The organism is Chloroflexus islandicus, from assembly GCF_001650695.1.
Lineage (GTDB): Bacteria > Chloroflexota > Chloroflexia > Chloroflexales > Chloroflexaceae > Chloroflexus > Chloroflexus islandicus.
Genome location: NZ_LWQS01000085.1, coordinates 1 through 22,205 on the forward strand (window position 1 = coordinate 1; position 22,205 = coordinate 22,205).

At 62.3% G+C, this 22,205-nt stretch carries 16 protein-coding genes; 12 read left to right on the plus strand and 4 right to left on the minus strand.

Annotated elements, in window-relative coordinates; translation table 11 throughout:
* Nucleotides 1-558: 558 nt before the first annotated feature.
* Nucleotides 559-1,140 (plus strand): PH domain-containing protein, encoded by a 582-nt coding sequence (locus A6A03_RS16635; protein ID WP_066790531.1) that lies wholly within the window; start codon nucleotides 559-561, stop codon nucleotides 1,138-1,140.
* Nucleotides 1,130-1,723: a hypothetical protein gene (locus A6A03_RS16640; protein ID WP_066790533.1), complete on the plus strand. Its 594-nt coding sequence runs from the start codon at nucleotides 1,130-1,132 to the stop codon at nucleotides 1,721-1,723. The genes A6A03_RS16635 and A6A03_RS16640 overlap by 11 nt, the downstream gene beginning before the upstream one ends.
* Nucleotides 1,724-1,758: 35 nt before the next feature.
* On the opposite strand, the gene A6A03_RS16645 is transcribed toward A6A03_RS16640, so the two are convergent.
* Nucleotides 1,759-2,898, minus strand: coding sequence for a glycosyltransferase family 4 protein (locus A6A03_RS16645; RefSeq protein WP_066790535.1), 1,140 nt, complete (start codon nucleotides 2,896-2,898; stop codon nucleotides 1,759-1,761).
* Between the two features lie 227 nt (nucleotides 2,899-3,125).
* Between A6A03_RS16645 and A6A03_RS16650 the strand changes: the two genes are divergently transcribed.
* From A6A03_RS16650 to A6A03_RS16695, 10 genes are all read left to right on the plus strand, one after another.
* Complete coding sequence (locus A6A03_RS16650; RefSeq protein ID WP_066790537.1) at nucleotides 3,126-3,431, plus strand: hypothetical protein; 306 nt, start codon at nucleotides 3,126-3,128, stop codon at nucleotides 3,429-3,431.
* Entirely contained in the window at nucleotides 3,428-4,348 is a 921-nt protein-coding gene (locus tag A6A03_RS16655) for a cytochrome c biogenesis CcdA family protein (RefSeq protein WP_066790539.1), read from the plus strand. Before A6A03_RS16650 ends, A6A03_RS16655 begins: the two co-directional genes overlap by 4 nt.
* A 6-nt stretch (nucleotides 4,349-4,354) precedes the next feature.
* Nucleotides 4,355-4,795 (plus strand): NUDIX hydrolase, encoded by a 441-nt coding sequence (locus A6A03_RS16660; RefSeq protein WP_066790542.1) that lies wholly within the window; start codon nucleotides 4,355-4,357, stop codon nucleotides 4,793-4,795.
* Between the two features lie 197 nt (nucleotides 4,796-4,992).
* Nucleotides 4,993-6,384 carry a trigger factor gene (tig, locus tag A6A03_RS16665; protein WP_066790544.1) on the plus strand — a complete coding sequence of 464 codons (1,392 nt, stop codon included), beginning with the start codon at nucleotides 4,993-4,995 and terminating at the stop codon, nucleotides 6,382-6,384.
* Between the two features lie 10 nt (nucleotides 6,385-6,394).
* Complete coding sequence (locus A6A03_RS16670) at nucleotides 6,395-7,057, plus strand: ATP-dependent Clp protease proteolytic subunit (RefSeq protein WP_066790546.1); 663 nt, start codon at nucleotides 6,395-6,397, stop codon at nucleotides 7,055-7,057.
* Nucleotides 7,058-7,113: 56 nt separating this feature from the next.
* Nucleotides 7,114-8,403, plus strand: coding sequence for an ATP-dependent Clp protease ATP-binding subunit ClpX (gene clpX / locus A6A03_RS16675; RefSeq protein WP_066790548.1), 1,290 nt, complete (start codon nucleotides 7,114-7,116; stop codon nucleotides 8,401-8,403).
* A gap of 92 nt (nucleotides 8,404-8,495) precedes the next feature.
* Nucleotides 8,496-9,233: a response regulator transcription factor gene (locus A6A03_RS16680; RefSeq protein ID WP_066790550.1), complete on the plus strand. Its 738-nt coding sequence runs from the start codon at nucleotides 8,496-8,498 to the stop codon at nucleotides 9,231-9,233.
* Nucleotides 9,234-9,367: 134 nt separating this feature from the next.
* Complete coding sequence (gene upp, locus A6A03_RS16685) at nucleotides 9,368-10,000, plus strand: uracil phosphoribosyltransferase (RefSeq protein WP_066790551.1); 633 nt, start codon at nucleotides 9,368-9,370, stop codon at nucleotides 9,998-10,000.
* A gap of 1,295 nt (nucleotides 10,001-11,295) precedes the next feature.
* Nucleotides 11,296-12,411 carry a glycosyltransferase family 4 protein gene (locus A6A03_RS16690; protein ID WP_066790552.1) on the plus strand — a complete coding sequence of 372 codons (1,116 nt, stop codon included), beginning with the start codon at nucleotides 11,296-11,298 and terminating at the stop codon, nucleotides 12,409-12,411.
* 500 nt (nucleotides 12,412-12,911) lie between these two features.
* Complete coding sequence (locus tag A6A03_RS16695; RefSeq protein WP_066790553.1) at nucleotides 12,912-13,727, plus strand: hypothetical protein; 816 nt, start codon at nucleotides 12,912-12,914, stop codon at nucleotides 13,725-13,727.
* Nucleotides 13,728-14,404: 677 nt separating this feature from the next.
* Here the strand turns inward: A6A03_RS16695 and A6A03_RS16700 are convergent.
* The 3 genes from A6A03_RS16700 to A6A03_RS16710 all read right to left on the minus strand — a co-directional run bounded on the left by A6A03_RS16700 (nucleotide 14,405) and on the right by A6A03_RS16710 (nucleotide 21,867).
* Complete coding sequence (locus A6A03_RS16700; protein WP_066790555.1) at nucleotides 14,405-14,902, minus strand: hypothetical protein; 498 nt, start codon at nucleotides 14,900-14,902, stop codon at nucleotides 14,405-14,407.
* A 17-nt stretch (nucleotides 14,903-14,919) separates the two neighbouring features.
* Complete coding sequence (locus A6A03_RS16705) at nucleotides 14,920-18,819, minus strand: tetratricopeptide repeat protein (RefSeq protein WP_082909000.1); 3,900 nt, start codon at nucleotides 18,817-18,819, stop codon at nucleotides 14,920-14,922.
* Between the two features lie 366 nt (nucleotides 18,820-19,185).
* Complete coding sequence (locus tag A6A03_RS16710) at nucleotides 19,186-21,867, minus strand: cation-translocating P-type ATPase (protein WP_066790559.1); 2,682 nt, start codon at nucleotides 21,865-21,867, stop codon at nucleotides 19,186-19,188.
* Nucleotides 21,868-22,205 lie beyond the last annotated feature (338 nt).

The following is a 22,205-nucleotide window of genomic DNA, read 5'->3' on the forward strand; positions in this document are numbered from 1 at the left end:
CCAGCACGGAGCGCGGGCCGCTGGCCCGCATGCACAGGGTATGGGCCATTCTTGCGGGCGAGCCGCCCGCGCCCCAATCAGCACGGAGCGCAGGCCGCTGGCCCGCACCACGGGGTAGCGGCCTTGCCCGCGGGCGAGCCGCCCGCGCCCCAACCAGCACGGAGCGCGGGCCGCTGGCCCGCATGCACAGGGTATGGGCCATTCTTGCGGGCGAGCCGCCCGCGCCCCAACCAGCACGGAGCGCGGGCCGCTGGCCCGCACCACGGGGTAACGGCCTTGCCCGTGGGCGAGCCGCCCGCGCCCCACCGAGCACGGAGCGCAGGCCGCTGGCCCGCACCACGGGGTAGCGGCCTTGCCCGCGGGCGAGCCGCCCGCGCCCCAACCAGCACGGAGCGCGGGCCGCTGGCCCGCACCACGGGGTAACGGCCTTGCCCGCGGGCGAGCCGCCCGCGCCCCACCGAGCACGGAGCGCGGGCCGCTGGTCTGCATGCCAGTCTAAACCGTCGCAAAACGATTTGCGTACGCAGTTTATAAACAAGCAAGATAAGGATCCGGTGTATGTCTTCGCCCACGCGCTTCGCGCCAGCGCCACTTGACTCGTATGCCGTCAAAGTCACCTACGGTCTCGCGTATGTAGGCGGCTTGCTGGTATTGCCGCAACTCTTCGCGTATCTCGCCAATCTCCGCTGGAACGGCTTGCAGGTGCCGCTGGGGTTAGCGGCGGCGCTGGCCTTGTTTCTCTTGCTGAGTTACGCCTTTCAACCCAAAGCGTACCGGATCGACCCCGATGCGCTGGTGATTGAGCGGCGTTGGGCGCCGGCAGTGCGCATCCGGTTTGATCAGATCAGCGGCGTGTCGCCGGCCACCGCACTGGCCGATATGCCACGGTTTGGGTTACGCTTCGCCTTCAACGCCGGTGTGTTCGGTTATCAGGGGCCGTTTCACCTTGACCCGTATGGCCGCGTGGCGCTCTTTGCCACCAACCGGCAACGGCTGGTCGCCATCTCACGCTACGATGCGTCGGTGGTGATCATCAGCCCTGACCGGCCCCGCGATTTTATCGCGGCCCTCAATGAGCAACGGCTCGCTTCAGCCACCAAACGCTTGCAAGAGTTGGCGGAGGTGAGTAATGCGCTTTAGCGCCCTGAGCCAACTCCATCTGCGTTGCCGCTACGAGCAATTCATTCCCGGCGCGCTGCACCCCGATGGCCGGCGGTATCTGCCGCAGGTGGTGGTAACGCCGCTAGACGCCGGGCCTGACACTGACCCAGACACCAAGTTGTGGCTGGTCGATCGCCATCACCGCGTCGATCCCGAACTGGCAGGGCAAGTGAGCATTGCCCGCCTGCTCTGCGCGCTCAGTACGGTGCAACTGCAAACCCCGCCGTTCCGCGCCGGGTTCACGCCGCCGCCGCACATTGCCCCGGCAGCGCCGTTAAGCGAACCCATCGTCTATGGCCGGGTCGCTGCGGTCTTGGCATGGGAAGTACAGCGCGAACATCTGCCGTTCGAGACGCTCTACACCGAGTTAGTGATTGCCTTGGCTGATGACACGACGATCGGCTTGCGCACCACGCTCAGCGCGCCGCGGATCGCAGATCTGATCGGCAGCGATCACCTCACCGTAGGCGATTGGATCGAGGTGCGCCGGTCACGGATCGACATTTTGGCGTTGGAACCCATCAACGTTGCTGCTTCACGCATGCCGCACAGCGCGCCGTAGGGGCAACGCATGCGTTGCCCCTACGGCGCGCCCCGTCACCGTACCGTTGCCCGCGCCACCCCACGCCGGCGCCGCATCGCATAGCCGTAATAGCCCATCAACTCTTCCATCACGCTGGGCCACGACCGGCGCTCAGCGGCGGCCCGGCCCGCCAACCCCTGCTCCATCCGGCGGGTATCATCGGCCAGCAGCTCGCGCAGGCGGGCACGCAAATCGGTCGCGACACCGGGGGTAAACAGGTAGCCATTTTGGCCGTGCTGCACCAGATCAATCGCGCCGCCGGCCCGCGCCGCCACCACCGGCAGCGCCGAAGCCATCGCCTCTTGGATCACCTGACCGAAGGTGTCGGTATCAGACGGGAAGACGAACGCATCGGCGCTGGCATACGCCGCCGCCAGCGCTTCTCCCTTCAGATAGCCGGTAAAATGCACCGGCAGGCCGGCGCAGCGTCGCTGCAATTCGGGCCGGAAGGGGCCATCGCCGACGATCACCAGCCGCGTATTGGGCAGGCCGCGAATCGCTTCGGGCAACAGTTCGACCCGCTTTTCGGCGGCGACGCGGCCAACGTACAGCACAATGCGCTCACCGGGTTGCGCCCCGACCGCTTCACGCCATGCCTCGCTGCGGTGGCGGGGATGGAACCGCTCCACATCAACTCCGCGCCCCCAAATCCGCAAACGGCGGAAGCCGGCTGAGCGGAGGACGCGCAACGTAAAGCTCGACGGGCAGAGGTTGATCCGGCAGCGGTTGTGGATCCAGCGCAGCCACGCATTGACGCCGTGCTGCAAAAAGCCGAAGCCATAGTGCCGGCTATACGCGCCGAAGTCGGTATGGTACGAGGCGATCAGCGGCAAGCCGAGGCGCCGCACAATGCCGGGCACAATCGCCCCCAACACCACCGGCCCCACCAAATGCACCACATCAGGCTGAAAACTGCGCAGGCGAGCCGTCAAGCCGGGTTGGGGCGGTGTCAATTTCACTTCGGGGTACATCGGCAATGGCATCCCGCTCAACGGCACAATCTCAGCGCCGGCATAGCTCGCTGGCGCACCCTGCGGCGCAAACAGCACCGCCTCATGGCCGGCGCGCTGCAAATGTTCCAGCAGCCGGCAGAGGGTGGTTGTCACGCCATTCACGTCAGGCAGAAACGTTTCCGCGATCAGCGCCACACGCATGGCATCAGCTCCAGACGAAGAGCGGACATCCTACAATGTTGCCGACACAATACAATGCAGGTGTTAAGCCGGTATGCGCTCAGCGTTAAGTGTGCGCTAACCGCCGGCTAAATCTCGTGCAGAGATAGCCTTCCATGCCATCACCGGTTGCGATAAGCCGGTATAATAGTAAGGGTGAGGCTTCCCTCGCCCCTAGGTATGGCATCTTGGATGGAGGACACACCACTATGGCCGACGCAATGGCGGCTAGCCGCGACGCTTGCCACCAACGGCTGGCAACGATCTTTCCTGCCGGGGCGCTGGTCTGGATTGAAGCCGAAGAATATGATGCTGACGGTATGTTCTGGCGTGTAACCTTGCTCTCCCGGAATACATCTGGTCAATGGGAACGCCAACGGTACCGTTACGATATACCGACCGAAGTTGTCTTCTTTATGGGTTCGACCCCAATCAGCGATGAGGAAGCAGCTCGCATCCGGCGTACTGCGCCGCGGCTGCCTACCGGTCGCACCCTGCAAGCGAGGGCCGTATGACCTTACAACCAATGGACTCACCGCGCCGGTTTGGCAAGCGCAGCCTGATCGCGCTCGCGGTGCTGGGCGTGTTGCTCTTACTCATTTTGCTGGCGCTGAGTATGGATGCCGGCGAGCAGACCCGCTTCCTCACCGGCGGCGGCAGTGTACTGGTGTTGGCGCTGCCCGCTTTTCTGGCTGGCGTGCTCAGCTTTCTCTCGCCATGTACATTACCCATCTTGCCGGCCTACTTCGCCTTCACCTTTCAGGCTAGCGGCCACGGGCGGGCGCGGGTCGCCACCATGGGCATCGCCTTCTTCCTCGGCCTTGCCACCACCATGACCTTGCTCGGCGCTAGCGCCACCGCCCTCAGCGGTTTGCTCTTCGCCAACCGCAGCGCCCTCACGTTCTGGGGCGGGCTGGTTATCATCGCCTTCGGCATCATGGGCATGCTCGGCAAAGGCTTCGCCGGCCCCCAACTGCAAGAGCGTCCGGCTGCCACCTTTGCCGGTTCGTATCTCTACGGCGCGACCTTCGCCCTTGGCTGGACGGCATGCGTCGGGCCGATTTTGGGCGCGTTGTTGACATTGCTGGCCGCTACCAGTGACGTTGCTATCTTGCAAGGAGCGGTGCTGGCGTTTATCTACTCGCTGGGGCTAGGGCTGCCGCTCATTCTGATCGCCACCTTCTTCCAGCGGCTCGGCACCGGTTCGCGCGCATGGCAATTCCTGCGCGGGCGCGGCTTCACCGTCAATCTGTTCGGACGCGAACTCTTCTTGCATACGACCAGCTTGCTCAGCGGTGCGCTCATGGTTGTCATGGGTCTGCTCTTGGCGACCGGGCGGCTGGAATGGATTTCTCAGCAAGCGAATGCCACCCCCATGGCGCAGTGGTGGGTCGAAATTGAAGCAGCGATTGGCCGGCTGTTTGGGCTTTGAGGACGTATGACGGATACACCCATTCGCGCTGCCGGTTGTGTTGTGCTGGCCCGTGATGAAACGGGCCGGCATCTTGTCTTATTGATTCAAGATCAACAAGGCGTGTGGACATTGCCCAAAGGCCATGTTGACAATGGCGAGAGTGATGAAGCAGCGGCAGTGCGTGAAGTCGCCGAAGAGACCGGGATCCACTGCACGTTGGCCGAGCGGCTCGAACGGGTGACCTATCCGGTGTACCGGCGTGGACGCTGGCGCGACAAGCAAGTCACCTTCTTTCTGGCCAGCGCATCGCCCGAACCGCCGACTCCGGCGCTGGCCGAAGGGATTCGCGCCGCAGCATGGGTGCCGCTTAACGACGCCATCCGCCAGATCGGCTATCGCCAGTTGCGCGTATTGCTCCAGCGCGTGGCGCGCCGGGTAGGGCAGGGATTGGGGAGTGGCGAGTAGAGAGGGACGCAGATACATCCATCAGAGAACAACCATCTCTACCATACCCTGCGAAATCATCTCACTCCCGCCCCTTCTCGCATCCCGCAAGCAGACGTGCTATAATGCAACATACGGCGCGCCAGCATGCCCGCGTTCAACGTTGAGCGCCAGCGCCTTGATTGTTGCGCAAAGCGAATTGTGTTAAGGATACCACCGTGAAAGTTACGACCGAAAAACTGCCAAAGAGTCTCATCTCATTGCAGATTGAAATCGACCGAGATCAGTTCGAGCGCGGCCTCGATCAGGCGGCGCGCCGTCTGTCGCAGAAGTTTCCTATTCACGGCTTCCGGCCCGGCAAAGCGCCTCGCTTTATTATTGAACGCACCTTCGGGCGCGCGGCGCTGATCGAAGAGGCAACCGAGGATCTGATCAATAACGCCTACAAGAAGGCCATCCAGCAAGAGCAGATCGAAGTGATCGGCCCGCCGTCCCTCGAACGGATCGACTCGCTGGAGCCGTTCATCTTTACGGTTAAGGTGCCGGTGCCGCCGACGGTTACGCTCGCCGATTACCGCAGCATCCGCGTACCGCTGAACGTCGAGCCGGTGACCGATCAGATGGTCGAGCTTGAGCTGGAGCGCATGCGCGAAGAACACGTCATCTTGCAAGAGCTCGACGAGCCGCGTCCGGCCCAGCAAGGCGACCGGCTGCGGGTGCTGCTCAGCACCAAGGTCGAAGGCGACGAGGACGAGGCCAGCGACGAGTCCGAAGCTGAGTCTGAGGCTGCCGGCTCGGAAGAGCAGCTCGACCTTGAGCCGAACCGGCTGGTGGATGAGCTGTATCAAGGGCTGATCGGCATGAACGTGGGCGAGAAGAAAGAGATCGTCGCCACGATGCCCGACGATCATGCCGAAGAGTCGATCCGCGGCAAGAAAGTGACGTTCAAGGTTGAGGTGCTGGGCATTCAGCGCCGGATCGTGCCGGCATGGGAAGAGCTGCCGGGGTTGGTGAATTTCACCGGTACGCTCGATGAACTCAAGGCCAAGGTGCGGGCCGATCTCGAAGAGGCCGAGCGCCGCCGCGCCGAGCAAGCGTTGCTCAACGCCTACCTTGAGCAATTGGTCGAGCAGACCACCTTCGATATTCCCGATGTGATGATCCGCGATCTGGCGCACTCGATGCTGCACGACCAAGAGCAGCAATATGCGCGCTACGGCATCACCCTCGAGCAGGTGTTGCAGTATCGCGGCATTACCCACGATCAGGCGGTTGATGAACTGCTGCCCGAAGCCGAGCGGCAGACTAAGGTGACGCTGGCGCTCAGCGAGGTGATTAAGCAGGAAGGGTTGACCGTCACCGACGACGAGATCGCAGCCGAGATCGAGCGCATTCTGGCCGACTACGAAGAGGAGCGGCGGCCACAACTCAAAGAGATGCTCAATACCCAACTGCGCTCCTCGGTCGCGAATGTGGTACTTGATAAGAAACTCCGCGCTCGCCTCGCCGAGATTGCCCGCGGCGAACCGAGCGCAGCGCCGGACGCTGAACCGGCCACCGAAGCGACTGCAACGGAAGATCAATCCAGCCGTGCAACAACTGAATCGTGAGGAGTACCGTATGAATTGGTCAACGCGCTATAGTCACGACTGGCGCAGCATGCCGAGCCCGGAATGGCTCTCGCAACGGCCGGAATTGCTGATTCCGATGGTGGTCGAGAGCACCAGCCGCGGCGAACGCGCCTTCGATATCTATTCGCGCTTGTTGAAAGAGCGGATCGTGATTTTGGGCACGCCCATTGATGATCAGATCGCTAATCTGATCGTCGCCCAATTGCTCTTCCTTGAGAGCGAAGATCCCGATCGCGACATTTGGCTCTACATCAACAGCCCGGGCGGGTCGGTTACAGCCGGTCTGGGGATTTACGACACGATGCACCACATCCGCCCAGATGTGGCGACGGTCTGTGTCGGCATGGCCGGCAGCATGGCGACACCGATTCTGGCCGGCGGGGCCAAGGGCAAGCGCTACAGCCTGCCCCACTCGACCATTCACATGCACCCGGCTGGCGGCGGCGCCCGCGGCTACGCGCCCGATGTCGAAATCATGGCCCGTGAGCTGCTCCGGCTGCAACAGGTGGTACGCGAACTGCTGGCCAAAGACACCGGCCAACCGATCGAACGGATCGCGAAGGACTTCGACCGCGACCTGTTCATGACGCCGGAGCAAGCCAAAGAGTACGGCATTATCGACGAAATCCTCACCCGCGAGGAAAAGAAGTAACGACGCCCGGGCGGGCGCGACCGCCAGCGCCCGCCCGCTCGTCTGGAGAATCCCCCATGACTCGTACCCGCAATCCCGGCCGTGATCCGTATGCCTGCTCGTTCTGCGGGCGCGGACAGGATGAAGTGCAACGCTTGATCGCCGGCCCCGGCAATGTCTTCATCTGCGATGAGTGCGTCGCGCTGTGCAGCGCCATCATCGCCGAAGAGAGCGATCAGAAGACGCCGGCGTCGCGGCGCACGCCGCCCCCCGGCCCCGCTCGCTTGCCGACGCCGCGCAAGCTCCGCGAAAAGCTCGATCAGTATGTGATCGGGCAGGATCGGGCGAAGGTCGCCTTGTCGGTGGCGGTGTACAACCACTACAAGCGCGTGCGGGCCGGCGCCCGGATCGATGATGTCGAAATCAGCAAGAGCAACATTTTGCTGATTGGGCCGACCGGCAGCGGCAAAACCTTGCTGGCCCAAACGATGGCCCGCATCCTCGATGTGCCGTTTGCGATCGCCGATGCAACCGCCCTGACCGAAGCCGGGTACGTAGGGGAAGATGTCGAGAATATCCTGCTGCGCTTGATCCAAGCCGCCGATGGCGATGTCGAACGCGCGCAGACCGGCATTATCTACATCGACGAGATCGACAAGATTGCGCGCAAGTCGGATAACCCCTCGATCACGCGCGATGTGTCGGGCGAAGGCGTACAGCAGGCGCTGCTCAAGATCCTCGAAGGCGGCGTTGCTCACGTGCCGCCGCTGCCCGGCCGCAAGCATCCGCAGCAAGAGTATATTCCATTTGACACCACGAATGTGCTCTTCATCTGCGGTGGTGCGTTTGAGGGGATTACCAACATTATCGCCAAACGGCTGCGGGGTAAGCAGGCGATCGGCTTCGGCAGCAATCCGGTGAAGACGATCGATGAAGAGGGCGCGTTGCTGGCCCAGATCACTCCCGACGATTTGATGCGGTTCGGCTTCATCCCTGAATTTGTCGGGCGGTTGCCGGTGATCGTCGCCCTCGATCCGCTGAGCCGCGAGGCCATGCTGCGTATCTTGACCGAGCCGCGCAACGCGATTATCAAGCAGTATCAAAAGCTGTTCGCGCTCGACCATTGCGAGCTAGAGTTCACGCCCGACAGCCTTGAAGCGATTGTCGATCGGGCTATGAACGCTCGCACCGGCGCCCGCGCCTTGCGCAGCATTGTCGAAGAGGTCTTGCTTGAGGTCATGTTCGAGATCCCGTCGCAAGAGCATATCGGGCGCTGCATTGTCAACGCCGAGGTGATCCAAGGCCGGGGCCGGCCCATTCTGGTGCCGCGGGCCGATTATCGCCGCCGGCTAGACGAAGCCGTCTAATGTAGAGCCGCACGGCGTGCGGCTTCCGCACGGCATGCGGCCCGTGAACCGCGCGTAGCATGCGGCCCGACGTGAACGAACGAAGAATCCGTATGCCATTATTTCATCGCACATCACAACGCGCAGCCGATCAACCGCCGCCCAAACGCCGGATCTTAGTGGCCGACGACGACCCCTCGATTGGCCGCCTGATCCAGACGGCCCTGCCAGCGCAACAGTATGAAACGGTGGTGGTCGCGAATGGCATGGAGGCGTTGAACGCCTTTGAGAAAGACCAGTTCGATCTGGTCTTTCTCGATGTGATGATGCCCTTCGTTGACGGGTTCGATGCCTGCGAGCGCATTCGCGCCAAGAGCGATGTGCCGATCGTGATCATCACTGCCCGCGACGGCACCGATGATATTGTGCAAGGGTTCCGGCGCGGGGCCGACGAATACATTACCAAACCGTTCAAAGTGGCCGAGTTTGTTGCCCGTGTAGAAGCGATTTTGCGCCGGGTAGACATGCAAAAGGCGCGCACGGCGCCAACCTTCGTGCAAGTGGGTGATCTCGCCATTGATGCCATCGCGCACAAAGTGTCGGTGCGCGGCGCCGAGATTAAACTGACGCCGATGGAGTTTGAGTTGCTCTATTTCCTCGCCGCCAACGCCGGGCAGGTCTTCACCCGCGAGGTGCTGTTCCGCGAGGTGTGGGGTTATGAATACGTCGGCGAAACCAATCTGGTCGATGTCTGCGTGCGCCGTTTGCGCGAAAAAGTTGAGGTGGAGCCGTCCAAACCGAAGGTCATTCTGACGGTGCGCGGCGTTGGCTACAAGCTCGAACGATCATAGACCGGAGTGCGGGTTTATTCAAAGACGCCGAAGCGCAAAGAGGTTGATGGGCAAGCGCAGCGCTCCTTTGGCCCGCAACACTCTTGGCCGCTTCGCGTTTTTGCGTCACATATATATAAAGGCAGGAACTGAATATGCCCTCCTCACACGTGTTTGTCTCGCGCCATCCGCTGGTGCAACACAAACTGGCGCTCCTGCGCAGCAAGTGGACTGAGCCGAAGAAGTTTCGCGAATTGGTGCGCGAGATTGCCCAGTTGCTGTTTTACGAAGCGACGCAAGATCTGGCGTTAGCGCCGCTGACCGTCGAGACGCCGCTGGCCAATTGCGAAGGGTTTGAAGTAGCCGAGCGGATCGGCATTATCCCGATTCTGCGCGCCGGTCTCGGCATGGCCGAAGCGATTGTTGACATTCTGCCGACGGTGCATGTCTGGCACCTCGGCCTCTACCGCGACCACGAGACCTTACAACCGGTGACGTACTACAACAAGTTACCCAGCAAGCCGGATATCGATCTCTCCATCATCGTTGACCCGATGCTGGCGACCGGCGGCTCGGCCGTCGCCGCAGTGGATATTCTCAAGCGGTGGGGCGCTCAGCGGATCAAATTCCTCGGCCTGATCGCCGCCCCGGAAGGGGTGCGCGCGCTGTCGGAAGCCCACCCTGATGTAGCCATCCATCTGGCCGCAATTGACAGCCACCTCAACGAGCGTGGCTATATCGTGCCCGGCCTTGGCGATGCCGGCGACCGCCAATTCGGAACGGGGTAGCGGCCCTCACCCCCAGCCCCTCTCCTGTGCCGGCGGGCCCGCTTGCCATTGCGCGGGGGCGCAGCCATTTGTCATTGCGAGGGCGCGCAGCGCCCGAAGCAATCTCCCGCTTCAGCGGAAGGAATGCCTGAGCGCACCTCTCCCGTGCTCGGGGGAGATTGCTTCGCCGCCTCCAGCGGCTCGCAATGACAGGTGGGGGGGCGGGGTGTGCGTCGCCTCCACCCCAACCCTCCCCCGCTGGGGTTCAAGGGCGGACAGAACATCTGTCCGGCACCCGGCCCTAAAGGGCCGGGCTAGGGTTACGAAGCCCGCTGCGCGGGCTACTGCCCCCACCCCAACCCTCCCCCCGCTGGGGGCGGGAGTCGCATGGTCATTGCGCGGGGGCGCAGCCATTTGTCATTGCGAGGGCGCGCAGCGCCCGAAGCAATCTCCCGCTTCAGCGGAACGGATGTCTGAGCGCACCCATCCCGTGATCGGGGGAGATTGCTGCGCCGCCTCCGGCGGCTCGCAAGGACAGGTGGGGAGTGGGGCGTGCGTGGCCTCCACCCCAACCCTCCCCCGCTGGGGTTCAAGGGCGGACAGAACATCTGTCCGGCACCCGGCCCTAAAGGGCCGGGCTAGGGTTACGAAGCCCGCTGCGCGGGCTACTGCCCCCACCCCTTGCCCCCTCCCCCGCTGGGGGAGGGAGTCGCATGGCCATTGCGCGGGGGTGTGCGTCGCCTCCACCCCAACCCTCCCCCGCTGGGGGAGGGAGCCATATTGTCATTGCGAGGGCGCGCAGCGCCCGAAGCAATCTCCCGCTTCAGCGGAACGGATGTCTGAGCGCACCCATCCCGTGATCGGGGGAGATTGCTGCGCCGCCTCCGGCGGCTCGCAAGGACAGGTGGGGAGTGGGGCGTGCGTGGCCTCCACCCCAACCCTCCCCCGCTGGGGTTCAAGGGCGGACAGAACATCTGTCCGGCACCCGGCCCTAAAGGGCCGGGCTAGGGTTACGAAGCCCGCTGCGCGGGCTACTGCCCCCACCCCTTGCCCCCTCCCCCGCTGGGGGAGGGGTGATGAGGAGCGCAGCACGGGGCTTTACGGCATCGTACAGCGATCAACCGTTGTAATCAATCAAATGTTTTGTCCATACCTCAACCCGCTGGGGGAAGGAGTCGCATGGTCATTGCGCGGGGGCGCAGCCACAGCAGCAATCTCCCGCTGGAGCGAAGGCGCATCGTTGCGACGTTGCATTTCGACGGCTTTCCTCATATCATAAGCGGGAGGTTCGCGTTTTGAGGTAAAGCGACTGTTGCATGCTTGTCACATTGGCCCTGCTTGGCGCGCCGCTGATCGCCTTCGCCGTTACGGCGCTGCTCACCCCGCCGCTGATCCGGTTGGCGCGCCGTGAAGGCTGGGTTGCCAAACCCGGCCCGCGCCACATTCACCACGAGCCTACGCCGGTGGTGGGTGGGTTGGCAATGATTGCCGGCTTAGTCGCTGCGATCGTCGCCAGTCTCGCTTTTGAGTCGCTCGATCCCGCTTTGCGTCGCTCGCCGTTTGAGCATCTGCGCATTGGGTTGCTCTTGATCGGGCTGTCCATCATCGCGTTGGTGAGCTTGCTCGACGATCTCTACGACCTGCCGGCGTTGCCGCGCCTCGGTGTGCATATCATTGCGGCGCTGGTGGCGGTTGGGCCGTATCTGTGGGATCACACCCTCTACCCCGATGCGCTCGGCCAGCCGACTGAGGCGCGTGGGATTATTCTGACCGCGTTCAACTTTCCCTTTGTGAACCAGATTCATTTGCATAACCTCAGCCCATGGCTGGCGATCGCCGCTACCGTTTTCTGGATTGTGGGTATGCAGAATATGGTGAACTGGATCGATGGCCTCGATGGGCTAGCGGCGGGAGTGACGTTAATCGCCGGGTTGGTGCTGGCGCTGCACACGCTCACTCTCGACCCGCCGCAACTGACAGTCGCGCTACTGCCGCTGGCGCTCAGTGGCGCGTGCGCAGCGTTCCTGATTTACAACACCCATCCGGCTCGCATTTTTATGGGTGATGTGGGAGCGATGACGATCGGCTACACGCTGGGCATCTGTGCGCTGATCGGCGGGGCTAAGCTGGCGACGGTCTTGCTGGTGCTGGGGGTGCCGATCGTGGATATGGCGTGGCTGATTCTGACCCGCACGCTGCGGGGACGGTCGGCGGCGCAAGCTGGACGTGACCATCTGCACCATCGTCTGCTTGACCTTGGTTTCAGCCAGCGACAGGTGGTGGCCTGTTATTACGGCTTAAGCATCGCTTTTGGCGCGATTGGGTTGCTTGATTTCTTTACCCCGCTGATGAAGTTGGTAGCATTGCTAGTGCTGGGCGGGACGGTGCTGGTTGTGCTGCTGGTGTTGCAGCCGAAGCGCGTGCTGGCGTGATGGCGGAGGTTTTCTTACTGCAGAGGGCGCCGAGGACGCAGGGGGATGATCATACTTCCCAAACCTTTGCGGCCTCCGCGCCCCTCTGCGCCTTTGCTTGCTTTGCGGCTTAATCGTTGCCCCCACTCCTTTCCCCTCCCCCGCTGGGTTCAAGGACGGACAGAACACCTGCTCTGGAACCCGGCCCTGAAGGGCCGGCTAGGGGTACGAAGCCCGCTGCGCGGGCTGCTGGCCCTCACCCCGGCCCCTCTCCCACTGGCGCGGGAGAGGGGAGCGGAGAATCGAGCGTTGAGGCATTGCACAGCGATTAACAGTTGTATCGACTAAATGTTCTGTCCATCCCTCAACCCCGCTGGGGGAGAGGTTTGCGGTAAGAGGATATAAATCCGCCCTTAGCCGGTTGCTGCGCTTACCACAGCAGGTATCATACAGAGGGAAGCAGAGGTGATATCGCAGCAACCCATACGTAAGCTTTGCGCTAACCCAGACAGGCACCGCCTATGCGACGCTTTCTTGTGCTCGTCATTGCGCTTTGCCTGATCAGTGTGGATCACGCAGCATTCGCCGGCCCGCCGCCAACGCGCGCAACGATGCCGCAGGCGCGCACGGCGCCGCCAACTCGTCCCGGCCCGACGATCGAAGCATACGTGCGCCCCGAATTTGCGGCGCGGATGCGCCGTTTGCGCGGCGCGATCTTGGCGGCGGCGGCGCGGCATAATCACCCGCAGTTGTCAGGGATGAGCAACCGCGAATTTGCCGAAGTGATGGCTACGATCCTCTACAACGAGAATTTCGGGTGGGCAGAGGAGCTGGCCCCGCCGTTGCGCATAGTGACGCCGTGGTACCAAGTGGCCCAACAGCAAGCCAATTTGAGCGGCATGGGAGCCAATTTTAGCGTCTGGCCGGCCAATCTGCGGCCTTCGGTGGCCGCCGAAATACTGGCCGGCGAGGTACCGCTGGCCGATGGCAGTGTGCTGCGGGTACCGTTGCAGGTGGAAGGCAGCCGGATCGATCCGGCGCAATTTGCCGATCAGCGTGCGCTGTTTGCCGCGATCACCACCGAGATTAGCGACGATGAGCTGGCGATTAACTACCTTGCCGCCAACCTCGAACGGGGCATCTTGCGTGCGGCGATCGAAGGCCAGCCGATCTCGTGGCGCACGTTAGCGGCGTGGCACAATCAGGGCATCGTCGATCCGGTGGCGATCCGGGTCAACCCGACCGCTCGCGATTATGTGCGCCGCGCGTCGGCCTACCTGCCGCTGGCGCGGGCGTTGTTTGCCGCCACCAGCCGGGCCGAGGCGCGGGCGGTGTGAAAACGTAGAGACGGACGGCTGTCCGTCTCCATACCACGCCGCAAAGCACGCAAAGGCGCGAAGGGCGCAGAGAACGCAGAGGTTTTGGGATGGGGGAGATGAGAACGCTGGGGATGCTACGATGATATGGGTTCCTGTACCAGTATAAGAATGGAATCTATCCTTCCTTGCGCCCCACCCACAAAAACCTTTGCGCGCTTCGCGTCCTCTGCGTCTTTGCGTTTCCCGGTCTTTGCGTCTTGGTGTTGAGAGGCGCAGAGGTTTTTAACGCAAAGACGCAGAGGGCGCAGCGGTTTTGGGATGGGGGAGATGAGAACGCTGGGTATGCTACGATGATATGGGTTCCTGTACCAGTATAAGAATGGAATCTATCCTTCCTTGCGCCCCACCCACAAAAACCTTTGCGCGCTTCGCGTTCTCTGCGTCTTTGCGTTTCCCGGTCTTTGCGTCTTGGTGTTGAGAGGCGCAGAGGTTTTTAACGCAAAGGCGCAGAGAACGCAGAGGTTTTGGGATGGGGGGAGATGAGAACGCTGGGGATGCTACGATGATATGGGTTCCTGTACCAGTATGAGAATGGAATCCATCCTTCCTTGCGCCCAACCCACAAAAACCTTTGCGATCTTCGCGTGCTCTGCGTCTTTGCGTTTACGTCCTCTGCGTCTTTGCCCCCTTTGCGTCTAGGATCTACCGCGCTGCGCCGGGACTCGAACCTTTATGTTCAGCTTGGTATCTGGCGAAATTTTGGCCGGCAACTCCGGATCAATAGCCAGCAACTGGCGCAACAATGCTTCAGGATCAATCTCTGGTACGGCGACCTCCGGTACAGTCATTTCAGTCCGCACATGCTCAATGTTCACCTCGATAGTGAACGGCGGCGTGGTCGAGGACAGTTTTGATCCTTTGAGCCGATCGGCGAGCGTACTAACAATAGTAGCCAATACTCCGCTGATCATAGCTGCCAAAATTTCTTTATTCGTTGTCACTGCTTCGGCCAATTGGCGGATAACTTCGTAGACATCGCCTCCCATGGCGCCGGTATAGACCGGTTGCACGGTTAAGCCACGGCTACGGAGATCAGCAATGACCAGATCAGCGTAAGCGCTGACGGCAGCCGGATCGGGATAGGCCGGATCACGACTGACGAATTGAAGTTGTACCACGCACTGTATCGACATCGCTTACTTCCTCTCCCTCAACGGCGCAACCGATCCCGAAGGTAACGATAGAGTGCGCCATTGCCACGACGAGCCTTGCGCAATACCATGCGGAGCGGTGGTAAACGCTTGAGCAAGGGCCACCAGAGTCCGCAGGCGCCTGCGCCAAACAACACCAGTTGATAAAAGGGGGCTGGAAGTGCAGGCAGCGCCAGCCATGACCACAACCACGCCAGCACCAGCACAAAACTCACACTGATCCCGGTACGCCACGCCGCGCGAATGATCAACACGGCCCACCGATACCAAAAACCGGCAAGGCCCAACAGCACCAACAGTCCGCTGCCAACCAGATCAAACGGCGCCGGCAACAATAGCCAAGCTAGCACAGCGCTACTGCTAGTCTCGAACAACACGTTCAAGTACAGCCAAGCTTGGTCGTGCCGTACACGAACCGTATCGGTATGAGACTGTCCTAGAATCTCCTTGCGGATGGCTAAAACCTCTGCAACATACCGCCGCGCGGTGGCGTAGTCCCCCTCGGACTGCGACATCCTCCCTAACTTGTGCAACGTGAATGTCGTCTCGCGATGGCGGCGGCCCAGCACCGCCTCGTTGATCGCCAGCGCCTCCTCATAGTACCGCCGCGCGGTCGCGTAGTCCCCTTCGGCAGACGCTACATTCCCTAGCGCGTGCAGCGTCACCGCCGTCTCGCGATGGCGGCGGCCCAGCACCTCTTCTTTGATCGCCAGCGCCTCCTCATAGTACCGCCGCGCGGTCGCGTAGTCCTCCTCGTCATACGCCACATCCCCTAACGCGTGCAGCGTCACCGCCGTCTCGCGATGGCGGCGGCCCAGCACCGCCTCCTCAATCGCCAGCGCCTCCGCATAATACCGCCGCGCCGTCGCGTAGTCCTCCTCGGACTGCGACATCCTCCCTAACTCGTGCAGCGTCACCGCCGTCGAGCGATGGCGGCGGCCCAGCACCTCTTCTTTGATCGCCAGCGCCTCCGCATAGTACCGCCGCGCGGTCGCGTAGTCCCCTTCGGCAGACGCTACATTCCCTAACGCGTGCAGCGTCACCGCCGTCGAGCGATGGCGGCGGCCCAGCACCTCTTCTTTGATCGCCAGCGCCTCCGCGTAGTAGCGCCGCGCCGTCGCGTAGTCCCCTTCGGCCTGCGCCACATCCCCTAACGCGTGCAGCGTCACCGCCGTCTCGCGATGGCGGCGGCCCAGCACCGCCTCGTTGATCGCCAGCGCCTCCTCATAGTACCGCCGCGCGGTCGCGTAGTCCCCTTCGGCAGACGCTACATCCCCTAACGCGTGCAGCGTCACCGCCGTCTCGCGATGGCGGCGGCCCAGCACCGCCTCGTTGATCGCCAGCGCCTCCTCATAGTACCGCCGCGCGGTCGCGTAGTCCCCTTCGGCAGACGCTACATTCCCTAACGCGTGCAGCGTGAATGCCGCCGAGCGATGGCGGCGGCCCAGCACCTCTTCTTTGATCGCCAGCGCCTCCGTAAGGTACCGCCGCGCCGTCGCGTAGTCCCCTTCGGAATACGCTACATTCCCCAACTCATACAGCGTGAATGCCGTCTCGCGATGGCGGCGGCCCAGCATCTCTTCCCTGATCGCCAGCGCCTCCTCGTAGTACCGCCGTGCGGTCGCGTAGTCCCCTTCGGAATACGCTACATTCCCCAACTCGTGCAGCGTGAATGCCGTCTCGCGATGGTGGCGGCCCAGCATCTCTTCCCTGATCGCCAGCGCCTCCTCATAGTACCGCCGTGCGGTCGCGTAGTCCTCCTCGGCATACGCCACGAGTCCGCCGGCATGAAAGAGCGCGCCGGTCAAGGCATCGCGATCTCCGGTCGCTTGCACTAACACATGTTGGATATGCTTCCGAAAGGGCGCTGCGGTCAGTTCCCCGCTATCGTCGAGCCATTGAATGGTCTGCGCAATGGCTTGTTCTGCTCGCCGTCGATCGGCGGCAAGATCGGGACTGACACTGTGAGCATAGGCGATCAGTAAGCGGTGCAGCCGGTATCCTTCGTCGGCTCGTTCGATCATACCGCATTCAAGCAGACGGCCTAGTATCCGTTCACCAGTCGCACGCTGATCATCATGAGCCGGATCAAGATCACCCATCCGGATCAACACCTCGGCGAGGATCGGTTCCGGGGCCAATAGGGCGGCGGCGAGCCACACGGCGCGGGCAAGCTGATCGGTTGGATCGTTGCCGAGGCGATGGTAACTCAGCGCAAAGGTTGCGACAATGCTGGTGCGGTATTGGGGCGGCAATCCTTCGCGCAGCGTTTGATTAAGCGAGTGGTGGTTGATCTGCTCGGCGCGCAGCCGATCAACGAATTCGCGCAGAGTCACACTGGCGCCGGCTAGGTACTTGCCGGCTAGCGAAAGCGCCAACGGATGGCCGTCCAATGCGGTGACAATCGCTTGGGCAGCCGCAGCTTCAGCCGGGTCGGCCAGCAATGGCGCAAGGTCGCAGCGCCGGATGGCAGCAAGGGGTGTGAGCAGCAATTCAAGACTTGGCCGGTCAGCCAAGCTGGCGAGTGGCAAGGCTTGTACGCCATCCCCGACACTCCAGCTTTGGCGCCGGCTCGTGATGAGGATGCGGGCGCCGCCGCCGTGTGGACGCCACCGTTCAAGGAGGGCAGGGTCTCCAAGATTATCGAACACCAATAACCGCCGGCCCGGACTTTCCCAAATCGCCATGACCTGCTCGGCCCGTTGGCGCAGGCTGAGCCGTGCGCGCCGCTGGCGTGGCTCCAATGTCTCGTCGAGGCTGCTCGGCGACTGTTCGAGCGAGTCTGGTTCGGAGTCGGCAAACAGTTGCAGGCCGCGCTGCCCGCCGCAGGCGGCCACTTGCGCTTCGATCGTGTCTTCCCGTTCCATGCTGAGCCAAAACACGCCATCGGGGAAGTGTTGCCGGTAACGGTGAACAAACTCAATCGCCAGACTCGTCTTACCGATCCCGCCAATGCCGGTAATCGCAGGCATTACCGCCACACAGGCCGTCTCCTCGCCGATCAGTAACGCCGCCAGCCGTTCAAGCTGGTCGTCGCGGCCAACAAAGACCGGCAACGACGCATGCGGCATAACAAAGGGTTGGTGGTCAGGGAGACGCAACAAGACGCGATCAGGATAGAAGGCAAGCGCTACTCCTTCTGAACGGTCGAAGCCGTACTCACCGGGTTGATAATCAGCCAGTGTCTTCTGCAAGAAACTATGCAGGCTTTGCCACGTGACCCGACCGTCTTCCAGCGCAGCGGAACCGGCTAACCCGCGCAGCAATGCCGCGCTGTAATACGTCGCGCCGTCATGTTCGTAAGCGGCAAGATATGGACTAACCGCCGCTAGCGTTTTGCGCATGACACCAGTAGCGCCTTGATCGGGATCGGTGTGCTGGATATTCAACGCTTTCGCCAACCGCTGGCGCAAATTTGTAATCAATGGATCGGGGGCAGCATCACCGATAGCGCCGGCATAGCAACAATCGAGCACAACGAGCAGCCGGCTAGGGGTGTGGTAGCGCAGAACTTTCTCTTGCAGCCATTCGAGCGAAAGGTGTGCGCTCGGATCCTCACGGGCATCATCGGGGCGAAAGTTGTACGTTACCAGAAACACGTCACTATGGCCGCTCTGATCGGTGACATAGCGACCATGACCAATAAAGTATAACAATAGCAATCCATCGCTTGCCACCATGCGCCGGGCATTGAAGATGGCCTGCCGGACAGCATCAGTCGTTGCCGCAGCACCGAGTAATGGTTCATTGCCATACAGGGTAAAGCCGCTGGCAGGCGCGGTGAGCGCTGTCGCTACGCTACGCGCTGTATCTTCAGCGTAACGCAGTGGCGCCAGACCAGTCTCCGGGCCGCCATTGACACCGATGACCAATGCTAGTTTGTGTGGCTGTTCCCTCATTGTATAGAGCCATTGTATAGAGCAGGAATGGATTGGTAAATGATCGAATACTAAAACTATAACACAAAGCCAAGTAGGGCATTAACGCAAAGACGCAAAGCAAGCAAAGGCGCAAAGTTTTTAACGCAAAGGCGCGAAGAACGCAATCGTAGAGACGGACGGCCGTCCGTCTCCATACCACGGCGCAGAGGTTTTGGGATGGGGGGATGGGGGGGCGCTGGAGATGCCCAGATGATATGGGTTCCTGTACCAGTATGAGAATGGAATCTATCCTTCCTTGCGCCCCACCCACAAAAACCTTTGCGCGCTTCGCGTTCTCTGCGTCTTTGCGTTTACCCCTTTGCGATCTTTGCCCCCTTTGCGTCTTTATGTTAACCGCCGCAACACCCATTTCGCCGCTTCCAGCACCGGCACGACGGTCAGCGCCACCAGCACGACAATCAGCCAGTCATTCAGCGAGAGCGGGAAGGTGCCAAACGGTTCGTGCAGGAAGGGCAGGTAGACCACTCCCGCCAGTAGCAGCAGTTCCCAGAGGATGGCGAGGTTGAGCCAGCGGTTGGCGAAGGGACGGTGGAAGACCGAGAGGTGATCGGAGCGGAAGTTGTAGGCTTTGAAGAATTGGATGAGCACCAACGAGACGAAGGTCATGGTCATCGCTTCAACCATGCCGCGCCCGCTCTGCAAGGCCCATACGAAGAGCGCGATGTTGACTAAGGCTGACCAGAAGCCGCCGATCATCATGAGGCCGACTACCGGGCGGGTGAAGATGCCGCGGCGCGGATCGCGCGGCGGTTGGCGCATGAGGTCGTCGTCGGGCGGATCGACGGCGAGCGCGAGCGCCGGCAGGCCGTCGGTGGCGAGGTTGACGTAGAGGATTTGTACGGCGGTGAGCGGCAGCGGCAAGCCGGCGAGCGTCGCGCCGGCCATCAGCGTGATCTCGCCGATGTTCGATGAGAGCAGGTACATCAGGTATTTCTTGATGTTGCCGAACACGCGCCGCCCCTCTTCGACCGCCGCTACGATCGAGGCGAAGTTGTCGTCGGTGATGGTCATCGCCGCCGCTTCTTTGGTGACATCGGTGCCGGTGATGCCCATGGCAATGCCAATGTCGGCCTTCTTGAGCGCCGGCGCGTCATTGACGCCATCGCCGGTCATGGCGACGACGTAGCCTTTGCGTTGCAGCGCCGCCACGACGCGCAGCTTGTGCGCCGGCGCCACACGCGCATAGACATCCACCGTTTCGGCGATGCGGGCAAAGTCGTCGTCGCTGAGCGCATCGAGTTCACTGCCGGTCATGACCTTGCCGTGGCGCAGCAAGCCCAATTCGCGGGCAATGGCGGTCGCAGTTAAGGGGTGATCGCCGGTGATCATCACCACCCGGATGCCGGCCTGCTGGCAGGTGGCGATGGCAATTTTCGCTTCGGGACGGGGCGGATCGATCATGCCCACCAAGCCAAGCAGGGTCAAATCATGCTCAGCATCGTCTAAGGTGGCTGGGGTTTTGGTAGCGATAGCCAGCACCCGCAGGGCAGCGCCGGCCATCTCTTGCGCCGCGTTGAGCACTCTTGCCCGATCGGATGGGGTGAACGGGGCAGGGCCGGTTGGCGCTAGCCAGTGGCTGCACGCCGGCACAATCACCTCCGGCGCCCCCTTCGCATACGCTACCGTGACGCCACCTATGTGGTGGAGCGTCGTCATGCGCTTGGTTTCGGAGGAAAACGGGATTTCGGCCACCCGCGGCGCTTGGGCCACCAGTTCATCAACTGCCAAACCGGCCTTGGCCGCCGCCACCACCAAGGCCGCTTCGGTCGGATCACCCTGCGCCTGCCAGCGTTCGTCGCGATACACGACGCGAGCGTCGGAAGCAAGCGCCGCGCCGCGCAAGAGCTGGCGGACGGCTTCATCAGGCGGCGTCGGCCGATCATTCAGCCGGAACTCTCCCACCGGCGCATACCCCGACCCGGTAATGTCCCACCACTGGCCGGCCACAAACAACCGCCGCGCCGTCATCTCGTCTTTGGTCAAGGTGCCGGTCTTGTCGGTGCAGATCACCGACGTGCTGCCAAGCGTCTCGACGGCGGGCAAGCGCCGCATCAGCGCATTGCGCTTGACCATGCGCTGCACGCCAATCGCCAGCGAGATGGTGACAACGGCAGGCAACGCTTCGGGCACCACCGCCACCGCCAGCGCAATCCCAAAGATAATCATCTCGACCAGCGGCTGGCCGCGCCAGAGACCGAGCACGGTAATCACGGCGACGATCACCAGCGCCGCGCGCGCCAGCGTATGCCCCACCCGGTCGAGATTCTCCTGCAACGGCGTGCGCCCGGTCTCGATTGTCTGCAACATGGTCGCAATCGTGCCGAACTCGGTCTGCATGCCGGTCGCGACCACGATCCCGCGCCCGCGGCCATAACTCACTGACGTGCCGGCATAGACCATATTCCGCCGGTCGCCGACCGGCGCCGTCGCCGGCACGAGCAGATCAACCGTCTTCTCGACCGGCAGCGACTCACCGGTCAGCGCAGCCTCTTCGATCTGGAGATTCACCGCCTCGATCAGGCGTAAGTCGGCGGGCACCCGATCGCCGGCGTGTAACAGCACCACATCGCCGGGCACCAGATCGCGCGCCGGAATCGCTTGCTCAACGCCATCGCGCAGCACCGTCGCGTTGGGCGCTGCCAAGCGGCGCAACGCCTCAATCGCCCGCTCGGCGCGGTATTCTTGGATAAAACCAAGCAGCACGGCGAAGAGTACAATCACCATAATCGCAATCGACTCGATGCCGTGGCCAAGCAGCAACGAGAGACCGGTGGCGATGAGCAGAATGATAATCAGCACATTCTGGAACTGGGCCAACAAAATCGCCCATGGCGACACTCGCGCCGCCGCCTGCAGCTCGTTGGGGCCGTACTGGGCCAAACGGCGGGCAGCTTCGGCGCTGGTTAACCCAGCGGGTGAACTGTCCAACTCAGCATAGACTTCAGCGAGGTCACGGCTGTGCCACGGCAAGCGTGACTCGGTGCGAGACGGGGCAATGATGGCCATAACGGACGCTCCTTCGGCAAATGCAAAGGCGCCTGAGGTGAGGATAGCACATGGTTGCGAGCAAAACAATGATGAGGGGATAGCGAAAGGTTAATGAACTGCTCCCGGTGGGTGGGGTGATCGTTGTCCTCACCCCAACCCTCCCGCGCTGGGGGAAGAGGCCCCCACCTCCAACCCCTCCCCGCTGGGGGAGGGGGCCCCACCCCCAACCCCTCCCGCGCTGGGGTTCAGTCCGGTACCCGGCCCTAAAGGGCCGGGCTAGGCTTACAAAGCCCGCTGCGCGGGCTGCTGGCCCTCACCCCCCAACCCCCTCTCCCACCTGACGGCGGGAGAGGGGG

Excerpts from the sequence above, each read along its gene's own strand:
- upp (WP_066790551.1), top strand. The coding sequence starts at position 9,368 with ATGCCCTCCTCACACGTGTTTGTCTCGCGCCATCCGCTGGTGCAACAC.
- A6A03_RS16690 (WP_066790552.1), top strand. The coding sequence starts at position 11,296 with ATGCTTGTCACATTGGCCCTGCTTGGCGCGCCGCTGATCGCCTTCGCC.
- A6A03_RS16650 (WP_066790537.1), top strand. The coding sequence starts at position 3,126 with ATGGCCGACGCAATGGCGGCTAGCCGCGACGCTTGCCACCAACGGCTG.
- A6A03_RS16635 (WP_066790531.1), top strand. The coding sequence starts at position 559 with ATGTCTTCGCCCACGCGCTTCGCGCCAGCGCCACTTGACTCGTATGCC.
- A6A03_RS16655 (WP_066790539.1), top strand. The coding sequence starts at position 3,428 with ATGACCTTACAACCAATGGACTCACCGCGCCGGTTTGGCAAGCGCAGC.
- A6A03_RS16705 (WP_082909000.1), bottom strand. The coding sequence starts at position 18,819 with ATGAGGGAACAGCCACACAAACTAGCATTGGTCATCGGTGTCAATGGC.
- A6A03_RS16670 (WP_066790546.1), top strand. The coding sequence starts at position 6,395 with ATGAATTGGTCAACGCGCTATAGTCACGACTGGCGCAGCATGCCGAGC.
- A6A03_RS16695 (WP_066790553.1), top strand. The coding sequence starts at position 12,912 with ATGCGACGCTTTCTTGTGCTCGTCATTGCGCTTTGCCTGATCAGTGTG.
- A6A03_RS16660 (WP_066790542.1), top strand. The coding sequence starts at position 4,355 with ATGACGGATACACCCATTCGCGCTGCCGGTTGTGTTGTGCTGGCCCGT.
- A6A03_RS16680 (WP_066790550.1), top strand. The coding sequence starts at position 8,496 with ATGCCATTATTTCATCGCACATCACAACGCGCAGCCGATCAACCGCCG.
- A6A03_RS16640 (WP_066790533.1), top strand. The coding sequence starts at position 1,130 with ATGCGCTTTAGCGCCCTGAGCCAACTCCATCTGCGTTGCCGCTACGAG.
- A6A03_RS16700 (WP_066790555.1), bottom strand. The coding sequence starts at position 14,902 with ATGTCGATACAGTGCGTGGTACAACTTCAATTCGTCAGTCGTGATCCG.
- clpX (WP_066790548.1), top strand. The coding sequence starts at position 7,114 with ATGACTCGTACCCGCAATCCCGGCCGTGATCCGTATGCCTGCTCGTTC.
- A6A03_RS16645 (WP_066790535.1), bottom strand. The coding sequence starts at position 2,898 with ATGCGTGTGGCGCTGATCGCGGAAACGTTTCTGCCTGACGTGAATGGC.
- A6A03_RS16710 (WP_066790559.1), bottom strand. The coding sequence starts at position 21,867 with ATGGCCATCATTGCCCCGTCTCGCACCGAGTCACGCTTGCCGTGGCAC.